Origin of the sequence: Leptospira inadai serovar Lyme str. 10 (genome assembly GCF_000243675.2) — a bacterium.
In the GTDB taxonomy this organism is placed as follows: Bacteria; Spirochaetota; Leptospiria; order Leptospirales; family Leptospiraceae; genus Leptospira_B; species Leptospira_B inadai.
Window position 1 is genome coordinate 18,163 of record NZ_AHMM02000015.1, and the last position, 19,892, is coordinate 38,054.

The window sequence follows — 19,892 nt, forward strand, 5'->3', positions numbered from 1 at the left end:
CTCATTCGAGTACAACGAATTTTCATGCTTACGACCACGATCGCGTTCACAGTCCCGTCCCCTCTCGCTAAAGCCTTTAACTATGTATCCGACCTGGAGAATTTACCGGAGTGGGACAGTTATATTCTAGAGTGCAAAAGAGTCCCGGGAACGAATCGGTATGAACTCAAAGTGGGAATCGGTTTTTGGAAACTCGCGTCCTACTATAATTTGGAAGAAGAAAAATATCCGACGAGAATTGTGATAACTAAGGAAAATCGTTTTTTACAGCTTCGAGATACGTATTCGTTTTATCCCGATCCTAAAGGAACCGATACGGACACTAAAATCGTTTTTACGAATCGATTTAGACTGAAGAGACTCGGTTGCCTCTTGAACGTTTGGCTGCATCGAAAGATTCGAAATCAAATATGTAAGGATATGAGAAGTCTTCAAGAGACTTTATCGCAAGGAAAGATGATACGATCTAGGAGCTTTCAAGTCATCAAGAGTTAGGGAATAAATTCCGATTTACCGAAAAAAAGTTTAAATCTTAAACGCCTATCCAAAGCGCAAAACCCTTGTTTTTTTGGATAGCCATCTCAGGATTAGGAGACGATATCGCGTCTGCCGATCGTCAGCAATTATTATGGAAACACCTCGTCCTTATTCAGTAGCGCCCGAGCCGAAGAACGAATCGGCCAGGCTTCGTGAGCTGGATAGATATAAGGTCTTGGACACTCCGCCGGAAAAAAAATACGATGAAATCACTAAGGCGGCTTCGCTTATTTGCAGCGCTCCGATCGCTCTTATTTCCTTGATCGATGCGAATCGACAATGGTTTAAGTCGAAGACCGGATTGGATGTGTCCGAAACCCCCCGGGATATTTCGTTCTGTCAATTCGCGATTCAAGGCCAGGAAATTCTGATCGTAAAGGACACTAGCAGTGATGAAAGATTTCAAAAGAATCCCCAAGTCTCAGGAGCTCCTTTCATAAAATTTTACGCGGGTGCGCCTCTTTTGACTCCGTCCGGGATCGCAGTGGGAACGCTTTGCGTACTCGATACGGTTCCGCGAGGCCTGGATTCGAAACAACTAGAGGCTTTGAGAGCCCTGGCGGATTCGGTCGTCGCTTATATGGAACTGGAGGCGAATAATAGGGAACTCATTCATGCTCAGGCGATAACTCTGGATCTACAAAAAGCCAGGGAACAATTTTTCGTGAATATGAACCACGAATTCAGAACTCCGGTGCACGGCATTCTGGGCATGGTCGATTTACTCCATCAGACCGAAACGAATCAGATACAATCGGAATATTTGGATTCGGTGAAGGAGAGCGGAGAGCATTTAATTAGATTAATAAACGACGTTATCGATTTTAGTAAGGCGGAATCGGGAGCTCTCGTGCTCAGCTCAATCGAATTTGACTTAATCGAATTATTAAATGAAATAGGAATTGCCGCAACAAAAGAAGCGAAGAAAAAGAAACTCATTTTCTCGTTAAATCTTCCTAAAGACTTCGAACGATTAGAGGTACGATCGGATGCGGGTCGCATACGACAAGTGATTTCCAATATGATATCTAACGCACTCAAATTCACCGAACATGGAAAAATTGATTTCTCGTTGGAAAATCTTTCGATCTCCGAAACGAATGTTCAAGGTACATTACGATTTCAAGATACAGGAATAGGAATCTCCCAGGAAAGGATCCCGGATTTATTCGAAGCGTTCTCGCAATTGGATTCGTCCACTTCGAGAAAATACGGAGGAACGGGTTTAGGGTTGGCGTTGAGTAAAAAAATCTGCGACGCATTGGGATGGACGATAAGCGTCGAAAGTCGCGTGGGGGAAGGTAGCAAATTTCTATTGGAAATCGTATTACCCAAAGCTAGTGTCGCAGACGTTTCCGTTACGACGCGACCGAAATCGAATTTACCCGGCACGTTGGATTTTTCCGGCTATTCGACTCTCACTATCTTAGTCGCCGAAGACAATCCGGTGAACCAGAAGCTGATCCGGAAAATGTTGGAAAAGATGGGATTATCCTGCGAGGTCGTCTCGAACGGACTCGAAGCCCTAGCTTTCTGGGAAAAAAAGGAAATAGATCTCCTCCTACTCGATATTCAAATGCCTGAACTTAGCGGTTTAGATACGGCAAGGATCTTGAAGCTGAAACCCACTTCCCGTAAAATTCCTTGGATCGTTGCAGTAACGGCTCACGATAGTCCGGAAGACAGAGAGCAATGTGCAAAGGCAGGGATAGACGATTACTTGGGAAAGCCGTTTCGTATGGAAGATTTAGCCGAAAAAATTCAACAATACTTGCGAACTGCGTATTTAACTTTCCCAAGTTGATGGCTCCGCCTTAAATCCTCCTATTTACTTCGTCTTTGAAATAGAAAATTCGAAAGCATTCTTCTTCCACCTTCGGTGGCGAAAGATTCCGGATGGAATTGAATCCCCTCTAAAGGCCTATGTTTATGGCGGATTCCCATCAACTCCTTTCCGCAAAACGCGGTGAGCATCCATTCGTCCGATAAGCCGCTCGGATCGACGACCAAGGAATGATAGCGCATAACGTTCAGAGTCTCGGGCAAATCGGCAAACACTCCTTTCCCATCGTGCGTAATTTCGGACACTTTGCCGTGCATCGGAACGGAAGCCGGAACGACCGAACCTCCCGAAACGAATGCCATTCCTTGCATTCCTAAACAAACGCCAAGAATAGGAATCCGTTCGTCGAGTTTCAGCAGGATCTCCGCCGAGACCCCGAAATATTTCGGATCTTTCGGGGTTCCCGGGCCGGGGGATAGTACGATACGATCGTATTTCATCGTCTCGATTTTTGAAAATTCGATCTCGTCATGACGAAATACATCCAGACTAAATCGGGAACCGAGCTCATCTTCCAAAAGCTCCCCCAAATATTGGAACAAATTGTATGTAAAAGAATCGTAATGATCCACCAATAGAACTCTCATTTTGATACCTCTTCGACGGCTCTCATTACCGCACCCATCTTATTTAGAATTTCCTGATACTCCGACTCGGCAGCCGAATCGTAGACCACGCCTCCCGATGCTCGAATCAATCCCTCTTCCCCATTCCTAAAGAAACTCCGAATCGGAATGCAAAAGGAACAGTTTCCGTCGAAACCGAAGCGACCGACCGCCCCGCCGTACGGTCCCCTAGGATCGTTTTCGATTCTCTCTATAATCCGCATCGATTCCATTTTCGGGGCTCCGCTTAAAGTTCCGGTAGGGAAGGAAGAAGCCAATCCGGAGAACATATCCTTTCCGGATCTAAGAATCCCCGAAATCTCGGTGGAAAGATGTTGAACGTGACTGAATTTTTTTAAGGCGAACGAATCCCTAATTTTCACGGTGCCGAATTTCGCGACTCTTCCTAGATCGTTTCGATGTAAATCCACCAGCATATTATGCTCCGCGATTTCTTTAGGATCGGAAAGAAGTTGAAATGCAAGATTTCGATCCTCTTTCTCGTTTTCCCCTCTCCGAATCGTACCCGCTAAAGGAAACGATTCCAAGACTCCATCCTTCAATCTGAATAGTAATTCGGGACTTGCACCTAAAAGTGTTTTGTCATGAAACGCCATGTAGAACATAAACGGCGAGGGGTTAATAGCGCGTAAAGCCTCGTACAATTTCATATTCTCCCCTCGAATTTCGTACGATCGTTTAAACCCTATCTGACATTGGAACGTATTTCCTAGGCGAATTTCCTCCTTTGCCTCTTCCACCATCTTACGATGATCCTCCTTAGTCCTAGATTGCCCCAAATATTTTAAAGAAATAGAATTTGATTTAACGTTTCTTTTTCTATAGATATCTTCGAAGAGTTTGTAGCGATCGCTGCCGTAATGAAAGTATCTCGACTTCCCCGTCCTACGATCGATCAAAATCCCGTCTTCCATCCAAGCGAATTGAAACTTGGGAAATTGAGAGTGTTCTTTTAATCCCAGCCCCGGTTCCATATCGTTTACCGCTTCGTAGGAGAGAAATCCATAAAGACCTCCTCCTCCTGATTCCGTGTTTTCCAGAAAAGATCTGTGAAATACCCCCGCGCTAAAATCCGTTAAACCGGGACTTCTTCGAGGAGAGAAGATTTCCGATAACAAATCATAGGGATTTCCCTGGTCCAAAAGAACTCCGTCCATATCCAAGCGGTTTCCTTTTGCCGTAAATGTTCGTTTGGGAAATCCGGAAATGAACGTGTACCTGGAATTGTCCGATTCCGGTCCCAGACTCTCGAGAAGAATTGCGACCGGAGATTCGGAAAGCAATGAGCGGAAAAAATAGTTCGTTTCCTCTTCTTTTAACGGAAACGGTTTCAGGATCGGTCGTGGAGATAAGGATTCCACCTGGTTTCTTAAATCGCGTATTTCTAAGCGCATATATTCCTCCTGGAATTTTTGTAATCGGCCCGAAAACGGACCGTTGAAGGTAAACAACTGATTTGTTAAGTGAAAATTATGCCCCAAAGCGGGGCCAGGAGAGTAGACTATACAGCACTAGATCCGATTCGCTTTTAGATATCAATATTAGAAAATATTTAAATAGTTTCATTCTAATAACATCTCCAGGTTACCTTTACCTGCGGGAACCATCGGCAAAACGTGCAAAGTCGGATCCACGGGAATAACGACAAAACCGGGACCCGGTTTAACGAGAAATTTCCGTAATTCGTCGAGCGGGTTCTCTGCCCCGGCTAAGTTCAAACTCGGGATATCGAACGCCTTTGCGACGGAAGCCAATTTGGATTCTCTCTCGTAGGAACTTCCGTAAAACCTGCTTTCAAAGAAGAGTTCCTGTTGCTGACGAACCAATCCCAGATGTCGATTATCGAATATTAAAATTTTTACATTCGATTGCAGATCGGCGAGCGTATCCAATTCCTGAATATTCATCAAAATGGAACCGTCTCCCGAAATACAGAGAACGGTTTTTTTCGGCATCGCCAACGAAATACCGATAGCGACCGGCAATCCGAAGCCCATCGTTCCGAGCCCGCCGGAAGTAATCCAAGTCCGACGATTTTGGAACGGATAATACTGAGCCACCCACATTTGATGTTGGCCTACGTCGCTCGTTAGTATCGTATCCGGCCCGAGAGAATCTTTGCAAATCCTCAGAATCGTATCAGGCGAAAATCCGTTTCCGGTTCGGAGGCTCGGAAACGGAAACAACGTCTTCCAGCTCGAGATAAGCGAATTCCACTCTTCCCTTCTTCTCGAAGGAATTCCGACTGTATTCTTCAAAAAATCGTATAGATCCGTCCGAAAGGAGAGATCCGGTAGTCTCAGTTTCCCGATCTCTCTAGGATCGATATCGACATGAACGACTTTTGCGTTCGGACAAAATGTTTCCAATTTCCCGGTGGCTCTATCGTCGAATCTGACTCCGAATGCCAAAAGCAAATCAGATTCTTCTAATGCAAGATTCGTAGCCGGGGCCCCGTGCATTCCTAACATCCCTAAGGACAAACGATGATTTTGAGGAAAGCAATCCAAACCCATCAATGTCGAAGCTACTGGAATATCCTGGGATTCCGCAAAATCCCGGAGGAGATATTCCGCCCCTGCGAGTTTTATGCCGCCTCCGATATACAAAACCGGTCGTTTACTATCCCGCAAAAGTTCGCAAAACCCGGAGAACTTCTCCTCAAAAAAGGAATCGACGAACATAATATTTCCGGAAGTCTCTAAAAGGTCCCATTCTTCCAGCGTCTTCGCCCAATCGCCCACGTACGGAGATAGTTGAACGTCTTTCGGAATATCTATCCACACGGGTCCAGGACGGCCCTCTTCGGCAATCCGAAACGCTTCGCTTAACGCAGAGATTAATTCCGGAATCGACCGAACGATATAATTCCTTTTTGTAATAGGCTTCGATAGGCCGTACGTATCTATTTCCTGAAACGCGTCCGTACCGATCAAGGACGTGGGCACCTGTCCAGTAATCGCCACTAAAGGCACCGAATCGCATTTAGCGTCGGCGATTGCCGTTATGAGATTCGTAGCCCCCGGCCCGGAAGAAGCCAAGCAAACCGCTGCCCTTCCGCCGGCTCTTGCAATGCCTTGCGCGATAAACCCCGCACCTTGCTCATGACGAGCTAGAATATGACGAATCCCGCTTCCGTGCAAAGAATCGTACAACGGTAGGTTTGCTCCTCCAGGAATTCCCACAACCGTATCGATTCCTTTATATAAAAGAAAACGAACGACAATCTCGGCCCCATTTTTAGGAGCATTCATATTTTGTGATAGATTCGGTTCTAATACGGTCTTGGTTTTCATTTTTCCTCTATGTAGAATCTATAAAAAAAGCCCCCCTCGGCTTTAGCCGAGGGGGGCTTTTTCGAAGATTGCTGTCTGCGAATGATCCCTACGGCGTAAAGCCAGGCCCAGGTAGCGTTACCACTACCGACATCCATACGACCACCCAAAGGGTTGTAATACTAGACTGCTGTTTTAAGGAATTCATTCTAAACTTACGAACGGCCAAACGACCTTCACCCATTCCAATAATTATATTTTAAAATTGCAAGATTTTTTTATCCTTTCTTCAACTTACAAAAAATTTCCGATTTTTGTATCCTTCTCGAGAAATCCGTGCACAATCTTCGTGAGAGGATTAGTATGATCGGTGCGGCAAAAAGCGTTCAGTATTTCGGAATATATCTTGTCTTTGAGGGAATTCTTTTATTAGCGATTCCTGATTTCTTTTTAAATCTATTTCTTCTTCATGCAGCGGACGTATGGGTCCGTATCACCGGCCTTTGTCTCATGATACTCGGCTATTTTTACTTCAATATGGGAATTCAAAACGTCAGGCCGTTTTTGGTTCTTTCCACCCATACCAGAACATTCCAATTCATAATTTTAGGAATCTTTGTCCTAGTAAAGTGGGTGGGTCCTACCATTCTCATTGCCGGCGGAGTGGAATTTCTTGCCGGGATTTGGACCTTCTTCGAATTGCGTCACGAGGCGGACGGGATTCGAAAATAGACTCGCACAATTTCCGAACTCGATATTCTATGATACGTCTAATTTGCTAAGGAAAAACTCATGGGAAGCGTTACATTAAAAGGAAGCCCGGTTCAATTGGAAGGAAACTTGGTAAAAGTCGGAGACAAAGCCCCCGACTTTGCCGGAACGGCAAAGGATCTAAGTTCGAAAAGTTTAAAAGACTTCGCGGACAAGGTAAAAATTCTAGTCGGTGTTCCCAGTCTTGATACGTCTGTTTGCGCATTGGAAACGAAGAAATTTCACGAACGAGCGGCTACTCTGGACGGAATCGTTACGATCGTGATTTCCGGAGATCTACCGTTTGCGATGAACCGATTTTGCACGACCGAGGGAATCGATTCGCCGAACTTAGTTACTCTCTCTCAATTCAAGGATTTTTCATTCTCGAAAGCGTTCGGGACCCATATCGCGGATGGCGGGCTAAAAGGTTTATCCGCAAGAGCCGTGTTCGTTCTGGACAAGAACAATACCGTAAAATATGCGGAATTGGTTCCGGAAATCGCGAGCGAGCCCAATTACGAGGCTGCAGTAGCGGAAGCGAAGAAGCTTATCTAGAAAATCCTATTTTTCAGGAAGGATCCCGAAATAAAAACCCTTTCCCGGTATACCGAGAAAGGGCAAGAAAGATCGGTTTTATTAAACGAAAAACTTCTTCGTAAATTGGATCATCTTATCCACGAAACCGGTATAAGGGGGATACAGCATATCGATGGAAGCGATAGCCGCCTGCTTAAACACCGACTTCTCATGGGAGAAGGTTTTAAAACCCCACCAACCGTGGTAACTTCCGTGTCCGGAATGATTTATCCCGCCGAAAGGCAAATGAGGATTGACCAAGTGCACGATTACTTCGTTGACCGAAGCTCCACCGGAAGAGGTCTCTCTTAATACTTTCGAAATGGATCGATTACTTTTTCCGAATACGTACAAAGCAAGCGGTTTCGGTCTCGAAACGACTTTCTCGATCGCCTCGTCCAAAGTCTTATAGGTAAGAATCGGCATAACCGGTCCGAAAATTTCGTCTTCCATGATATGAGAATTTTCCGGAACGTTCGTTAACAGCGTCGGAGCGATATAATTCTGAGTTGAATCGGTATCGCCTCCCATCGCTAGTTTCGCTCCTTTTTCGACCGCTTCATGGATGTACCCCGAAACCCTCTGAAAATTCCGTTGGTTGACTAAGCGGCAAAAATCCGGATTTTGCTTGATGGATTCGTCCGACTTACCGTAGAAACTAGTAACCGCCTCTTTTGCGTATTTTACGAACTCGTCCGTTTTGCCTTCCGGAAGCAGGAGATAATCCGGAGCCACGCAAGTTTGACCCGCGTTCATGATTTTCCCCCACATGAGTTTTTTAGCCGCTTTCTTTAGATCCGCATCCGGAACGATAATGGCAGGGGACTTTCCTCCCAACTCCAGGGTCACTGTAGAAAGATTTTTAGCCGCGGCTGCCATCACGATTTTCCCCACATGCGTGCTGCCTGTGAAGAAAATATGATCGAAAGGGAGTTCCAGCAACGCAGTCGAAACGGTATGATCTCCCTCAAAGACCGCAACCTCTTCCTCGGGGAAGGTCTCCTTTACGAGTTTTACGAGAAGCTTGGAAATTTCAGGCGTAAATTCGGAGGGTTTGATGATTGCGGTATTTCCGGCGGCAATTGCCGCAACCAGAGGAGCTATCGCCAAATAAAAAGGATAGTTCCAAGGAGCGATAATCAAACTGACTCCTTTCGGTTCGTAGACGACTTTGCTGGAGGCTCCGAATAAAGACATGGGAGTTTTTACGCGGACGGGTCTCATCCAACCCTTCACATGACGAATCGCATCGTTCAATTCTCCGATAGAAGGCATAATTTCAGTGAGATCGGTTTCGTGATGAGCCTTCCGAAAATCCTTTTGGAGAGCTTGTTTAATCTCCGGGGTCAGTCTTTCGACCGCAGCCTTGAGTTTTTTTAAACGCTGGATCCTGTCCCTCGCCGTCGTAAGCTTTAAGACCGTATGAAAGTGTCGTTTTTGTAGCTTAAAAATTCTTTCCATCTCCTTGGGATTGGGAGGAGGAAAGGCGACCATGCCGGCTGGGGGGACGGAAGCAGTCGTTGTCGGATTTGGGGTTGCTGTAGTGGGCATGAAAAGCGCTCCTTATTCAGGTGGTTCTAACATTTTTGGTCGGGTTCGGTCGGGAACCAAGGTAATATAAAACCAAATTTAAGAAGAAGAAGCAACCTTTTTATTGAATGATCATTCCGTAACAATTGCGGAATTTTTCGTCTAAAAGGAATTTTTTTCCGTCACTCACGAATCCTTCTGCAGCCAAACGAACCGGAAAAAACATCCTTAGAAACTACTGCGAAAGGTCTATTTTTTAGTTCCAAAGTGACTAACTTACTTTTTTGCGCGGAGCACAAATAAATTGTCTCTTATCCCGTGGAATCTAAGCTTTTCCCCCGTATAATTCGCATAGCAATGTATTATTTTTAACATAAATCAAATTTGCAAAATCTTGACAAAGAACGGCGACGTTTCCCAGAGTTAATACTATATGAGCCAAGGAAAAACCCTTGAACTATTTCACCATAAAGATTACGGAGTCTTCAGCAATCTGAAAGACTTGAACCAACCGATTCAGGAAAATCTACCATTCCATTTCAAATTCCATAATTTAACCGAAAATGTGGACAATGTTCTGGCAAGAACCCTAGATAGATATCTATTGCACTTGGATATTATTTTCGTACGGGATTCGGTTCTGGCAGCTTTAAAAGAAACGATCACGAATACGATCAAAGCGAACGTTAAACGAATTTATTTCAGGGAATTACAGGCGGACATACAGAATCCGGCGGTATATAGAAGTAAAATTCTGGGTTTTAAAAAATCCTATCTCGATAATAAGGAAAAATACGAGGACCTACTATTCAAAAATAATTATGTGGTTTTAGTATCGTTTATACACAGCAAAGACGCGATACGCATTCGCGTAATGAATAACGTTAAATTAAGTCCGGAAGAAGTCGACAGAATCAATCAGAGGGTCGAAAAGGCCAAGTCCTATAACGACTTGGCCGAAGCCTTCCTGGAGAAAGGCGATGAGACCGAAGGCGCGGGACTCGGCTTAATCATGACCTTAATGATGTTGAAAAACGACGGCCTTGGCGCCAGCTCCTACCGAGTGGAAAGCCAAGGAAATAACACCTCGGTCATCATCGACATTCCGATTCGAATCCAGCGGGAAAATATCCAGCTTCAAAAAGCGGATGAGATCATCAGGAAGGTCGACCAACTTCCCACCTTCCCGAAAGCGATTCAGGACATACAGACTACGATCGATAAACCGAATTCAAGCATCGGTCAAATCGCGGAGATGATCAAACGTGACGTCGCTTTATCCGCGAATATCCTTAAATTAGCCAACTCCGCCGCTTTTCGTCGCGGTGGAAAAGTGGAATCCTTGGATCGAGCAATCCAGTTGATCGGGCTCAAGGAACTTCAAGTCCTTCTTTATTCCCTGGGAACCAAACAGATTTTGGAGGACAAATTTCCGGCCTTCCTTGCGATTTGGGAAAAATCGAACCAATGCGCGTATTATTGCAAACTGATCGCTCTCAGAATGGCCATGCAAAAGGAAACCGTAAGTAATTTAATGTCGGTCGCGCTACTACACGATATAGGAGAAATTATCCTGCTTTCTCTGGAATCGGGCAAGATGAGTAAAATCCAAAACTATTCGGCCTCGAAAGAAATCGCATCCGCCATAACTTTGGAAGAAGCGGCCTTCGGAATTACACATACTAAGATCGGTGCCTTGATTGCGGAAAAATGGAATTTTCCGGAGCTTTATTCCCGAGGAATGGAATACCACCATCGTCCTCTTTTGGCCGAAGAGCATTACAAAGAAATTATTTTCCCCATCTATTTGGCGGACTCGATGATAAAAATTAATAATGAAGAGGCGAAGTATTCCGAGATTCCGGAGGAAGTCCTGAAATATTGTAAATTTTTTACTTCGGGCGATTTCCATTCCTTTAGGACCAAAGCTTTGGAAAGTTTCGAGGCTACATTATAAGTAACTAATTTATATTCCTAGAATTCATTCTAGTACATAAGATATTTCCATTGGAATGCCAATATGTCGGCATTTATTACGGGATTTCTAACGTACGGTTAAAAACCGTCTTTACCGAAGGATGTAGTAAATTAAGCCTTTGGGCATATTGCCATAAAGAAACTGCGAAACGATAATGCAGCTGTCTATGGGACGTTTCTTATATGGCCAATACTACAAAAAATATATCAAAAATCTGGTTCGCATTCGGGCTTTGTTTTTTCATCTCCTGCTCCTCGCAGCAAAACCCTGATTATGCCTGGCTCCTAAGCCTTGCGCAAGGAGCGACTCCGGCAGCCGCCCCGACAGGAAGTACCGATTTTAGCGTTCAAGTTCAGGATGCCTCAACCCCCGTAGATTTTGCATTTGATACGACTCGAACGCTGACTGTAAACGTACAGGTAGTCGATCCTGTGGCTCCGGTAAACGGAAGCCTTGTACAATTGACGGTAGCTTCCGCCACGCCGGGTACTCCGAGTAGTAAATCGATTTTTACCGCTTACACGAATGCAAACGGTCAAGTGACCGGAAGTTTTACCGTGGATAGCGATACGAACACCGTCCATCTCCAAGTACAGGCATACGGAAAATTCTACGACATCGATATCAATATCACTAACGTGACGGTGATCAGCCGCAGAATTTCCATCTCATTCACCGCAAAAGAAACTCTTCTGTTGGATTCGGACGGGGACACGGTTCCGGATATAAACGACGCCTATCCCTTCGATCCGACTCGAGCCTTTATCGTTCGGATCCCTGTATCCGATTATTACACGATTGCGTTCGAAGATTTGTTTCCGAACCAGGGGGACGCGGATTTTAACGACTATGTGGTTCGCACCTATTTCGAAGAGGATCTGAATGCGACCGGTGGAGTAGCTCGAGTTCGAGGTTATTTCACTCACGTAGCCAAAGGGGCCGCTTATAATCATACGCTTCATTTTAGTTTGCCGAACGCGGCTGCCGTAGGTTCCTATACTCTCAATCGCCTCGGATATGATGGAACGACGGTCGAGCAAGCATTGAGCGGAACAGGACCTGCTATCTCCGGGTTGGAAATACTCGGTAACAGTTCCACGACCATCCAATCCTGGAATTCCAGAAAGACTGATACCTTTCATGTAGGGAAATCGGCCCATTTGGAAGTCATCCTTTCCTCACCGATATCCACAACCAACTTAGGACCTCCTCCGTTCGATACGTATCTGCATGTAATCAATACCAACAAGGACATTCATGCAGCCGGTAAATTTTTCGATGCGAAGGGCGCCGACTTATACAGAGATTCGACGGGATTCCCTTGGTATTTATTGATTCCGGGTAACTTTCTATGGCCTTATGAAGGAGAGAATATACGAATCCCGTATTCCCAGTTCAAACCTTGGTACGAATCCTTGGGAACCACGGACGTAGATTGGTATCGGAATCCGGACAACACGAAAGTTTTCCAATCCACGCCATAAACCGACTCCTGAAAGAGTATTAAGCATCCTTCGACCCTTCCCCCTTTCGGCCGGGGGAAGGGAATTTTTTTCCTTTCCCGGTTAACGGAGTAGCTTTAACGTGATCTATGTGGCGACGGGAATCCTAAAACCGAAGGACCTAAAGCGTCTTTCCATTGATCCGGCAACGGAGAAAGCTTTAGTATACTTTCTTTCCCTCGTCGAGGAAATCTCTCCCATCGTCGCCTTGGATAAGTCCAACACAATTCGTTTTGCGAACGCTTCTTTTCAAAAAGAATTCCATGTCCGATCCAGCATGATCGGCGCCGGTCTTTTTTCCATTCTGAAATTAGATTCGAAAGAAGAAGCCAACCTTAGGGAAAATCTGAATAAGTCCCGTCATATAAAATTACAGAACCAAGAGTTTAAAAAAGGAAATAAATTTTACGGTTATACAGCATTCCCTTTCGGAAACAGCACCGGGATGATCTTGAAGGACATTAGCCAAAATAAAAAACTGCAAAAGAAAATCGCAAACTTGCATACCAAGGTTTTGGCGTCTCAAGAGGAAGAAAGATCCCGTCTCGCGCGGGAACTCCATGACGGAGTCGGTCAGCTTATCTTAGCGGCCAAATTGCATTTTCAAGCGTTCCAAAAATCCGCGGTAGACCATGCGGATTCCTTTAAGTCCGGTCTCGGCCTAATAGATCGGGCCAGTCAGGAGCTAAGGGAAATTTACACAAACTTACAGCCTTCCTCTTTAAAGGAGCTGGGTTTGGAGTCCGCCCTTAACGCGCTTGCTACGGGAATCTTTCCGCTTCAAAAAATAAAGGTAAAGACTGAATTCAAGGTTCCGGAAAAGATTCCCCAAGTCGTGCAAAACCAAGTCTTCAGAATTCTGCAGGAAATCTGTTCGAATATTCTGAAGCATGCGCAGGCAAATAGGGTGGAGATTCGAATCACATCCGAAAAAGGCACCTTAATCGTTTTCGCAAAAGATAACGGAAAAGGATTTCGGGAAAAGGAAGCTAGAATTAAACCTACCGGATTTGGCTTGGAAAATATCCGGCGCAGAGTCGAGGACATGAACGGAACTCTATTCTTAGAATCGGAGCTCGGAATAGGTACGACCTATGTGCTACGAATTCCGTTGAAACAACGTTCGAAGGAGAAGATATGAACGCCCAACCATCAACTTGTAAACTCTATCTCGTAGACGACCACGCTATCCTTAGGGAAGGACTCAGGTTGATTATTTCCGGACAGGCCGATCTACAAATCATCGGCGAGAACGGAAACGCCGAACAAGCCTTAGACGAGATCGGAAAACTGGAACCGGATATCGTCATAACCGACATCTCCATGCCCGGCGTCAGCGGAATCGATTTAGTGAAAGGAATCAAACGTTATTATCCTAAGATTCAAGTCATCATCCTCTCCAGACACGATAATGAAGAGTATATTCAAAAATTGGTCGATCTAGGAATTAACGGATACGTATTGAAGGATGACGCCGGAGAAGATCTGTTACGGGCCATCGATGCCGTGCGCCGTAAAGAAACGTATCTTAGTCCTCGCATCGCGACCAGGGTCATTTCGGGACTCAATAAGAAAAAGACGGGAGAGCAGTCCGAAGAAGGACCTTCCGTATTTTCGGTTCTATCCGATCGGGAACGCCAAATTCTAAAATTGATATCGGAAGGGAATTCCAACGAAAAAATCGGGAAGCTGCTGCATATTTCTCCCGCGACCGTCAAAGTTCATAGGGCGAATATTATGAAGAAATTAGATTTGCATAAAGTGGCCGATTTAGTCGTTTATGCGATTCGAGCCGGAATCGTGGAAAGCTAAAGGCGAACGCAAAGTAAATGATTCAAAGTATCGCAGGTATCGGCTAACAAATTATTAAACGAAGTGATATCGGTGGCTCCCGACACTCCGTACTCGCCCGTATTTCCGACGGTATTATCGGTCCAATTTAGGCAAGTTGTGCCCGTCGTCCAGGTACTAGATATTCCCGTCCAAATATGAATGGCAGAACCCGGAAGCGCTTGATTCAAGGGCAAACTGGGGAGTGCACCGGAGGTCGTGGAAAATACAAGAGTCGGATTAGGATAATTCTTATAATAGGTGGTCGACGCATGCAAGGGCCAACCCGTTCCGCCGGCCGTCCTTCCGGTGCCGACTATAAGCGCACGGTATTCGGTGCTCGTTCCCGGTAAGCTTGCACCGTCGGTTGCCTTTGCGGCCGAGCATATCGTATCGGCCCCGCTCACTCCGCCTAAATTTCCGTTACTCGTGCCCGAGGTCACGAAAATATATTTAAACGAAGTAGGAGAATTGGCTCCTAGCCCGGATTGCAATACGCTTAACAATAAATACTCGTCCCCTTTCGGAAAAGGTTTGGAACAAAATACTAATTGGGAACCTATGCTAAGCGAAGAAATAAAGAACAAAAGTTTTATAATGCACTCGTTCCGACGCATAGCGTCCTCCTTAGAACTTCCAAGCATAACTCATTTCCCAGCGACTTGCAAATCCTTCTCTAAGGGAAGAATTTACGACAGAAGACGTATCGGGACGAATTTTAAGATCTAGAGTTTGATTCGCCGGTAAACGATTTTCCCACCAAAGCGAGAAGACGATTCCGAGGACTGCGATACCGCCCAATGCGGCTTGGTTACGTTGATGTAATTCGTATTCCGATTTATCTTTCGAACGGGCATCCCATAGATACAGAGTCGAAAGAGGAGAAAGCTGCGTTCCCAAAAGGCCGATCACCTTAGGATCGTTCTTAGGATCGCTAGCCAATCGATTTCCGGCGTCTCGCTCCGCATTCCCTAAGAATGCGATTGCAGCCAATCCGCTCCACACTCCGATCGCCTTTAATTTTTCTCCATTCCTGTAAAAGCCCCATCCAGGCACGAATACTCTAGAACTCTTGGGTTTCGAAAGACCCTCCTTTTCCGCTAAGGCCACTTCCTTAGGCCTATCTTGTTCCACTTTAAAGCTAGTCCAGGGCGTAAATGAGGACGGTTTTCCGAAACGATTCAAAGCTGCGATCCGATATTCGTAGGTTCCCGATTCCAATTTGAATTCGATTTCATTTTCTTGAACTTTCTTTTCCAAGATTAAACTTTGCGGAGGCGCAGCGTTCCGTACTTCCACAAGATATCCTCTACTGCCCTTCACTTCCTTCCACTCGATGTAGTAGATAAAACTTCTGCCTTCGGAAAGTACGGCGGAAATGGACGCAAAAAATATTAGGATAAAGTAAAATACTTTCAAACTGTCCTTGTTCTTTCTTTTTTTAAATATTCTTCGCATGAATCTTTCTTCAAGGTCGTGCCCCGCTGGATTTAGTTTCGGGAGCTTCCAAGACTTCTCTTAACTGTATTCTAAACTCCGCCTCGGATTTAATCGAGGGATTTTCTTCCGATTCGACAGTCCATAAAAAGACACCCACATCTAATTTTTCCAAATCTCTAAAAGAAAAGCGATCCCCTTTCGTCTTTCTTTCATATACTAGTTCGTCCTTTCCGACTTTTCGTACGTAGAGACGAAACTTCCAATCGGCGTCCTTACTAGCCGGTTTAAACTTCCATCGAAAGAGCAGGCTTTCCTTGCCGGTCATATCGACTACAGATCCTTTTTTGGGGAACTCCAGCGACAACTCATCGTTATTCGGAGCCTGAGTCTGTTCTTTTAACGGAGTTTGGATCTCCTTCGCAGGCGGAGATTCGGGTATAACGATGGCGAATTTACGCGTTTCAGATATCGCGTCGGTACCCGGCAGATTCGTATAAGAGACCACACGCCAATAATAAGTACCGGGATCCAAGGTCATCGAAAAGTTCGTTCGAAACACTTGGGATTCCCTTATGTTCGAAAAAGAAGGATCGCTTGAAATCTGAAGCCGATAGCCGCTCGCGATCTTCTGTCTCGCCCAAGCGAACGAAACGGTTCGTTCTTCTTGAATACCTTCTTTTTTGGGATAGAACAAATCAGGCGCCGGATTAGGAAGCACACGAAATTTACGAACCTCCGATATTCTTTCTCGATTTTGAGATCGTACTCTCCAAAAGTAAATTCCTTCCTTGAACCTCTGCCGAAGTACCTTTTCTTTGATCGTCCTCGCCTCAATGATTTTGCCGAAATCTCTCTTGGAGCTAACTTCCCAAACGGAATCAAGGCCGCCTTCCCAGCGGAATTCCACAAGTTGCTCCGGCTCTTGCGGGAAAAATCTGTACGATTCTTCCGGAAGGATTAGATTCCATTTTTTTTCCGACTTGATGGCGTTCAAGGCCGTCTCCCCTTCTCCCAGCGTCACCCTCGCGGTTCCGTCTTCGTTCCAAATCACTTCTCCTTTACGTACGTTTACGGAGAGACCGTCCGGCGAATTTGTTATCTGAAATGATGAATCTGACTTAGCATCCAGACCGACTTTTCCGGTTATCACCGAAAGAACCTTTTTACCTTGGACCAAAAGGCTCCCTTCGCCTAACTGTAGAATTTCCCGATTCTCTTTTAATTGCAAAACGACCATCGATTGCGGATCCAACTCGATTTGGGTTCCGGAGTTTAGGTGCACGACCGCCTCCGATGCTTCATCCGTTCTCACCGAATCCTTATTGAATACGGACATGCCTTGTTCCACATCCTCCCAAAGCATCCGATCAGGAAATTTCCTTTGAGCCGTCTTGTATCTAAAGGAAACGGTTCCTAAAGCTTCCTTTCCGGAATCGCCTCTGGATTTAGATTCGAAATAAAGCAAATACGACGACATCAAGAAAACTAGGATGCAAAGCGAACCTACTTGTATCTCTCGAACATAAGGTTTAAAATTCATGATTTTCTAATATGCCAAAGCCTGGGACGGGCCGGCGGGTTCGGGAATTTCGCAGATTCGTCTCACCTCTTCCAGACTTTTGGGACATTCGGGGTCTTCCTTCCAACCCAGAACCGCATATAGATATTGCGGTTCCTCCTTACCGCGAATCCAAACCGGAGGCAGAGCTTCGAACAAATAATAATCTTTTACTTTTTCATAGGAAGAACCGGATATTAAAATGTCGGTCCCGAAATCCTTCGTAAGATACTCGATTCGCGAGGCCAAATTTACCGCGTCACCGATGACGGTGAATTCGAATTTCTTTTCCGAACCGATCTGCCCCACCACCACGGACCCCGTATTGATTCCGCATCCGAATCTTGCTTTCGGTCGACCGATCTGACTTCCGATTCGATTGAATTCGATCAGGGCATTTCTCATTAATAGCCCGGCATTGACGGCATTCCTTGTATCGTTTCCGTCCGAATATAATGCGCCCCAATGGGCCATAATCGCGTCTCCGATGAACTTATCCACGATCCCTTGCGTTAGATAGATGCATTCCACCATTTCGGTAAAGTATGCGTTCAAAAACTCCACGACTTCGCTCGGCTTTAATCTTTCGGACATGCCGGTAAAATTCCGTAGATCCGAAAAAAATACCGCGACTTCTTTCGTTTCTCCCCCCAGAGAAACCTCGCCGGAAAGAGCACGTTCCGCGATCTCCTTATTTACGAACTTACCGAAGGTATCCTTGATTTTTTCCCGTTCCTCCAATCCTTGCGCCATCTTTAAAAAGGAATTGGTCAAGACCCCGACCTCGTCTCTAGTAACCGGACGAATCGCTACGTGATAATTTCCTCTTTCGATCTGCCTCGTTGCGCTTAACAGATTGATAATAGGCACGGTGAGCGTTCGAGAAAAAAGAAACACGACGAAGAAAGCCATCGATAGGACGCAAAGTAGAATATAAAGATTCTGTCTTCGAATTTTATACACCGCTTCGAAGGCTTTGTCGGCCTCGATCGAGGAAATTACCGCGAGATTTCCGTCCTCGAGTTGTTGGAATGATCCGAGCGTTTCCTTTCCTTCGTAATCCGTCGTCCTGGAACCGTTGTCCGTAGGGTTACGAAGCAGAAATTGAATCAAGGGATTCTTTGAATAATCTTTTTCGGAAAGTGCTTCCGCTTCATTCGTATGAGCGACTAATTTTCCTTGAGAATCAACGATCCATATTTCGAATAATTCGGTCTGCAGCGCCGATCGCGCCGATTCCCATAAATCGGTCGGTGCCAATAAAAAGAAACTAGCCTCGCTTCCTCCTTTCTTTCTTTCGGAGAACAGCACTAACGGGAATCCGAATTTGGCGCTTATATTCGATACGTGCAATTTATCCGATTCGGAGGAAAGAAGTTTTGTCTTCTCCGCCAACGGTATCGAATTCCATTTTGAGCGAATAAGATCTTCCTCGGTTCTCAACTCCTTGAGAAAACGCGGATTAAAAAATAAGATCGCTTCTCCGCCCTTTGCTTTCCCCCATGCGAGGACTCTGGGTTGAATGGCGAAATAAGTCTCCAAGTCCTTCGGCAGGAATCCTTTCTTGGAATTCGCACTCGGGACGACTTGTCCCGGGAATCTTTCATAAAATTCATCGGCCTTATCCGCTAGATCTCGAACCTTTAGACCGACCTGCAAACCGGTCAATCGGGCAAGACTCAAGTTATATTCTTGAATTAACGATACCGTATAATTTCTAAATAACGTCGTCGCTAGCGTGATCATAAATCCCATGCTAAGAACGACGATGGCGGATACGATGGATAACAACTTTACTCGTATGGTAATTTGCGAAGGACGAAACGCCTCCCTCTCCGCAAAATCCTTTCCCGACTTCCCGTAATTGGCGAATTCGGAATGGACTTCCTGAGCCGGCGCCGCTTTCTTAACGGGAGAGAAAGGTGTCGGAACAATTTTCTCCTTTAGAGGAAACCGATCCTTGAATACGCTTAATACCCTGTCCGCCTCGTCCAAGGAATACCAAAATAAAACGGGCGATTTCTTTCCCCTCGTTTGCAAAAACGAAACCAGTTTTTCCACCGATTTGTCGGATAAATTAAACTTGGAACCGTCCAGAGTCGTGATGGAAATCTGCTCGGCTTTCAGACTCTTGAGTAACTTTATAAAACCCGGATTCTTTTTCCAGGCGCCGGCTTCGCTCGGACTGCCCCAAAGGATTACTTCTCTAATCCCTCGAGTGTGAACTTCCTCCAACCAGGGTTGCTCTTCCTCCGATTCGGGAGTAAACCTTTGGACATAGAGCGAAAGCCCGGAATCCAACGCATATTCGAGCATTTATTCGTATGCCTCCCCATCCATGGGGTTCGGAGTTTCTCAAAACTACTTCGTTTGTCATTCGAAAATCCTATTTCCAAAAAAGGGAGCCGGATTTAGAGGCAAGAATTCCCGCTAAAAATGTCGCA

At 45.4% G+C, this 19,892-nt stretch carries 16 protein-coding genes; 8 read left to right on the plus strand and 8 right to left on the minus strand.

All coding sequences use genetic code 11. The features are described from left to right. Positions 1-24 precede the first annotated feature (24 nt). Complete coding sequence (locus LEP1GSC047_RS03770) at positions 25-495, plus strand: LIC13081 family protein (protein WP_010414330.1); 471 nt, start codon at positions 25-27, stop codon at positions 493-495. 133 nt (positions 496-628) lie between these two features. Beyond that, complete coding sequence (locus LEP1GSC047_RS03775; protein WP_010414332.1) at positions 629-2,341, plus strand: GAF domain-containing hybrid sensor histidine kinase/response regulator; 1,713 nt, start codon at positions 629-631, stop codon at positions 2,339-2,341. A gap of 20 nt (positions 2,342-2,361) precedes the next feature. Here the strand turns inward: LEP1GSC047_RS03775 and LEP1GSC047_RS03780 are convergent, their stop codons facing one another. From LEP1GSC047_RS03780 to ilvB, 3 genes are all read right to left on the minus strand, one after another. Next, positions 2,362-2,967, minus strand: coding sequence for an anthranilate synthase component II (locus tag LEP1GSC047_RS03780; RefSeq protein WP_010414334.1), 606 nt, complete (start codon positions 2,965-2,967; stop codon positions 2,362-2,364). Continuing rightward, positions 2,964-4,400, minus strand: coding sequence for an anthranilate synthase component I family protein (locus LEP1GSC047_RS03785; protein ID WP_039934261.1), 1,437 nt, complete (start codon positions 4,398-4,400; stop codon positions 2,964-2,966). Before LEP1GSC047_RS03785 ends, LEP1GSC047_RS03780 begins: the two co-directional genes overlap by 4 nt. A gap of 168 nt (positions 4,401-4,568) precedes the next feature. After that, positions 4,569-6,302, minus strand: coding sequence for a biosynthetic-type acetolactate synthase large subunit (gene ilvB / locus LEP1GSC047_RS03790; RefSeq protein ID WP_010414338.1), 1,734 nt, complete (start codon positions 6,300-6,302; stop codon positions 4,569-4,571). 315 nt (positions 6,303-6,617) lie between these two features. On the opposite strand from ilvB, the gene LEP1GSC047_RS03795 reads away from it, so the two are divergent. Continuing rightward, complete coding sequence (locus tag LEP1GSC047_RS03795) at positions 6,618-7,013, plus strand: DUF2065 family protein (protein ID WP_238325516.1); 396 nt, start codon at positions 6,618-6,620, stop codon at positions 7,011-7,013. A 60-nt stretch (positions 7,014-7,073) separates the two neighbouring features. Beyond that, complete coding sequence (gene tpx, locus LEP1GSC047_RS03800) at positions 7,074-7,589, plus strand: thiol peroxidase (protein WP_010414342.1); 516 nt, start codon at positions 7,074-7,076, stop codon at positions 7,587-7,589. Between the two features lie 81 nt (positions 7,590-7,670). Here tpx and LEP1GSC047_RS03805 read toward each other — a convergent pair whose 3' ends face one another. Then, the gene (locus tag LEP1GSC047_RS03805; RefSeq protein ID WP_020988528.1) at positions 7,671-9,161 is read right to left on the minus strand and encodes an aldehyde dehydrogenase family protein; all 1,491 of its coding nucleotides are present in this window, start codon (positions 9,159-9,161) and stop codon (positions 7,671-7,673) included. Positions 9,162-9,573: 412 nt separating this feature from the next. Here LEP1GSC047_RS03805 and LEP1GSC047_RS03810 point away from each other — a divergent pair, with 412 nt between their 5' ends. From LEP1GSC047_RS03810 to LEP1GSC047_RS03825, 4 genes are all read left to right on the plus strand, one after another. Then, a complete protein-coding gene (locus LEP1GSC047_RS03810) occupies positions 9,574-11,097 on the plus strand; it encodes an HDOD domain-containing protein (protein WP_010414348.1) in 1,524 nt (507 codons plus the stop codon). Positions 11,098-11,300: 203 nt separating this feature from the next. Beyond that, positions 11,301-12,602, plus strand: a complete 1,302-nt coding sequence (locus tag LEP1GSC047_RS03815; protein WP_010414351.1) for an LruC domain-containing protein — start codon at positions 11,301-11,303, stop codon at positions 12,600-12,602. A gap of 109 nt (positions 12,603-12,711) precedes the next feature. Next, positions 12,712-13,761 (plus strand): sensor histidine kinase, encoded by a 1,050-nt coding sequence (locus LEP1GSC047_RS03820; RefSeq protein ID WP_039934263.1) that lies wholly within the window; start codon positions 12,712-12,714, stop codon positions 13,759-13,761. Continuing rightward, a complete protein-coding gene (locus tag LEP1GSC047_RS03825; protein WP_010414356.1) occupies positions 13,758-14,432 on the plus strand; it encodes a response regulator in 675 nt (224 codons plus the stop codon). Before LEP1GSC047_RS03820 ends, LEP1GSC047_RS03825 begins: the two co-directional genes overlap by 4 nt. Here the strand turns inward: LEP1GSC047_RS03825 and LEP1GSC047_RS03830 are convergent. From LEP1GSC047_RS03830 to LEP1GSC047_RS03845, 4 genes are read right to left on the minus strand one after another with little or no spacing between them, the layout of a single operon-like run. Further along, positions 14,429-15,067 (minus strand): DUF1554 domain-containing protein, encoded by a 639-nt coding sequence (locus LEP1GSC047_RS03830; RefSeq protein WP_020988499.1) that lies wholly within the window; start codon positions 15,065-15,067, stop codon positions 14,429-14,431. The two genes, LEP1GSC047_RS03825 and LEP1GSC047_RS03830, sit on opposite strands and share 4 nt — an antisense overlap. 10 nt (positions 15,068-15,077) lie before the next feature. Beyond that, positions 15,078-15,908, minus strand: a complete 831-nt coding sequence (locus LEP1GSC047_RS03835; protein WP_010414362.1) for a hypothetical protein — start codon at positions 15,906-15,908, stop codon at positions 15,078-15,080. A gap of 10 nt (positions 15,909-15,918) precedes the next feature. Beyond that, the gene (locus LEP1GSC047_RS03840; protein WP_010414365.1) at positions 15,919-17,430 is read right to left on the minus strand and encodes a FecR domain-containing protein; all 1,512 of its coding nucleotides are present in this window, start codon (positions 17,428-17,430) and stop codon (positions 15,919-15,921) included. 6 nt (positions 17,431-17,436) lie between these two features. Continuing rightward, a complete protein-coding gene (locus LEP1GSC047_RS03845; protein WP_010414368.1) occupies positions 17,437-19,764 on the minus strand; it encodes an adenylate/guanylate cyclase domain-containing protein in 2,328 nt (775 codons plus the stop codon). Positions 19,765-19,892 lie beyond the last annotated feature (128 nt).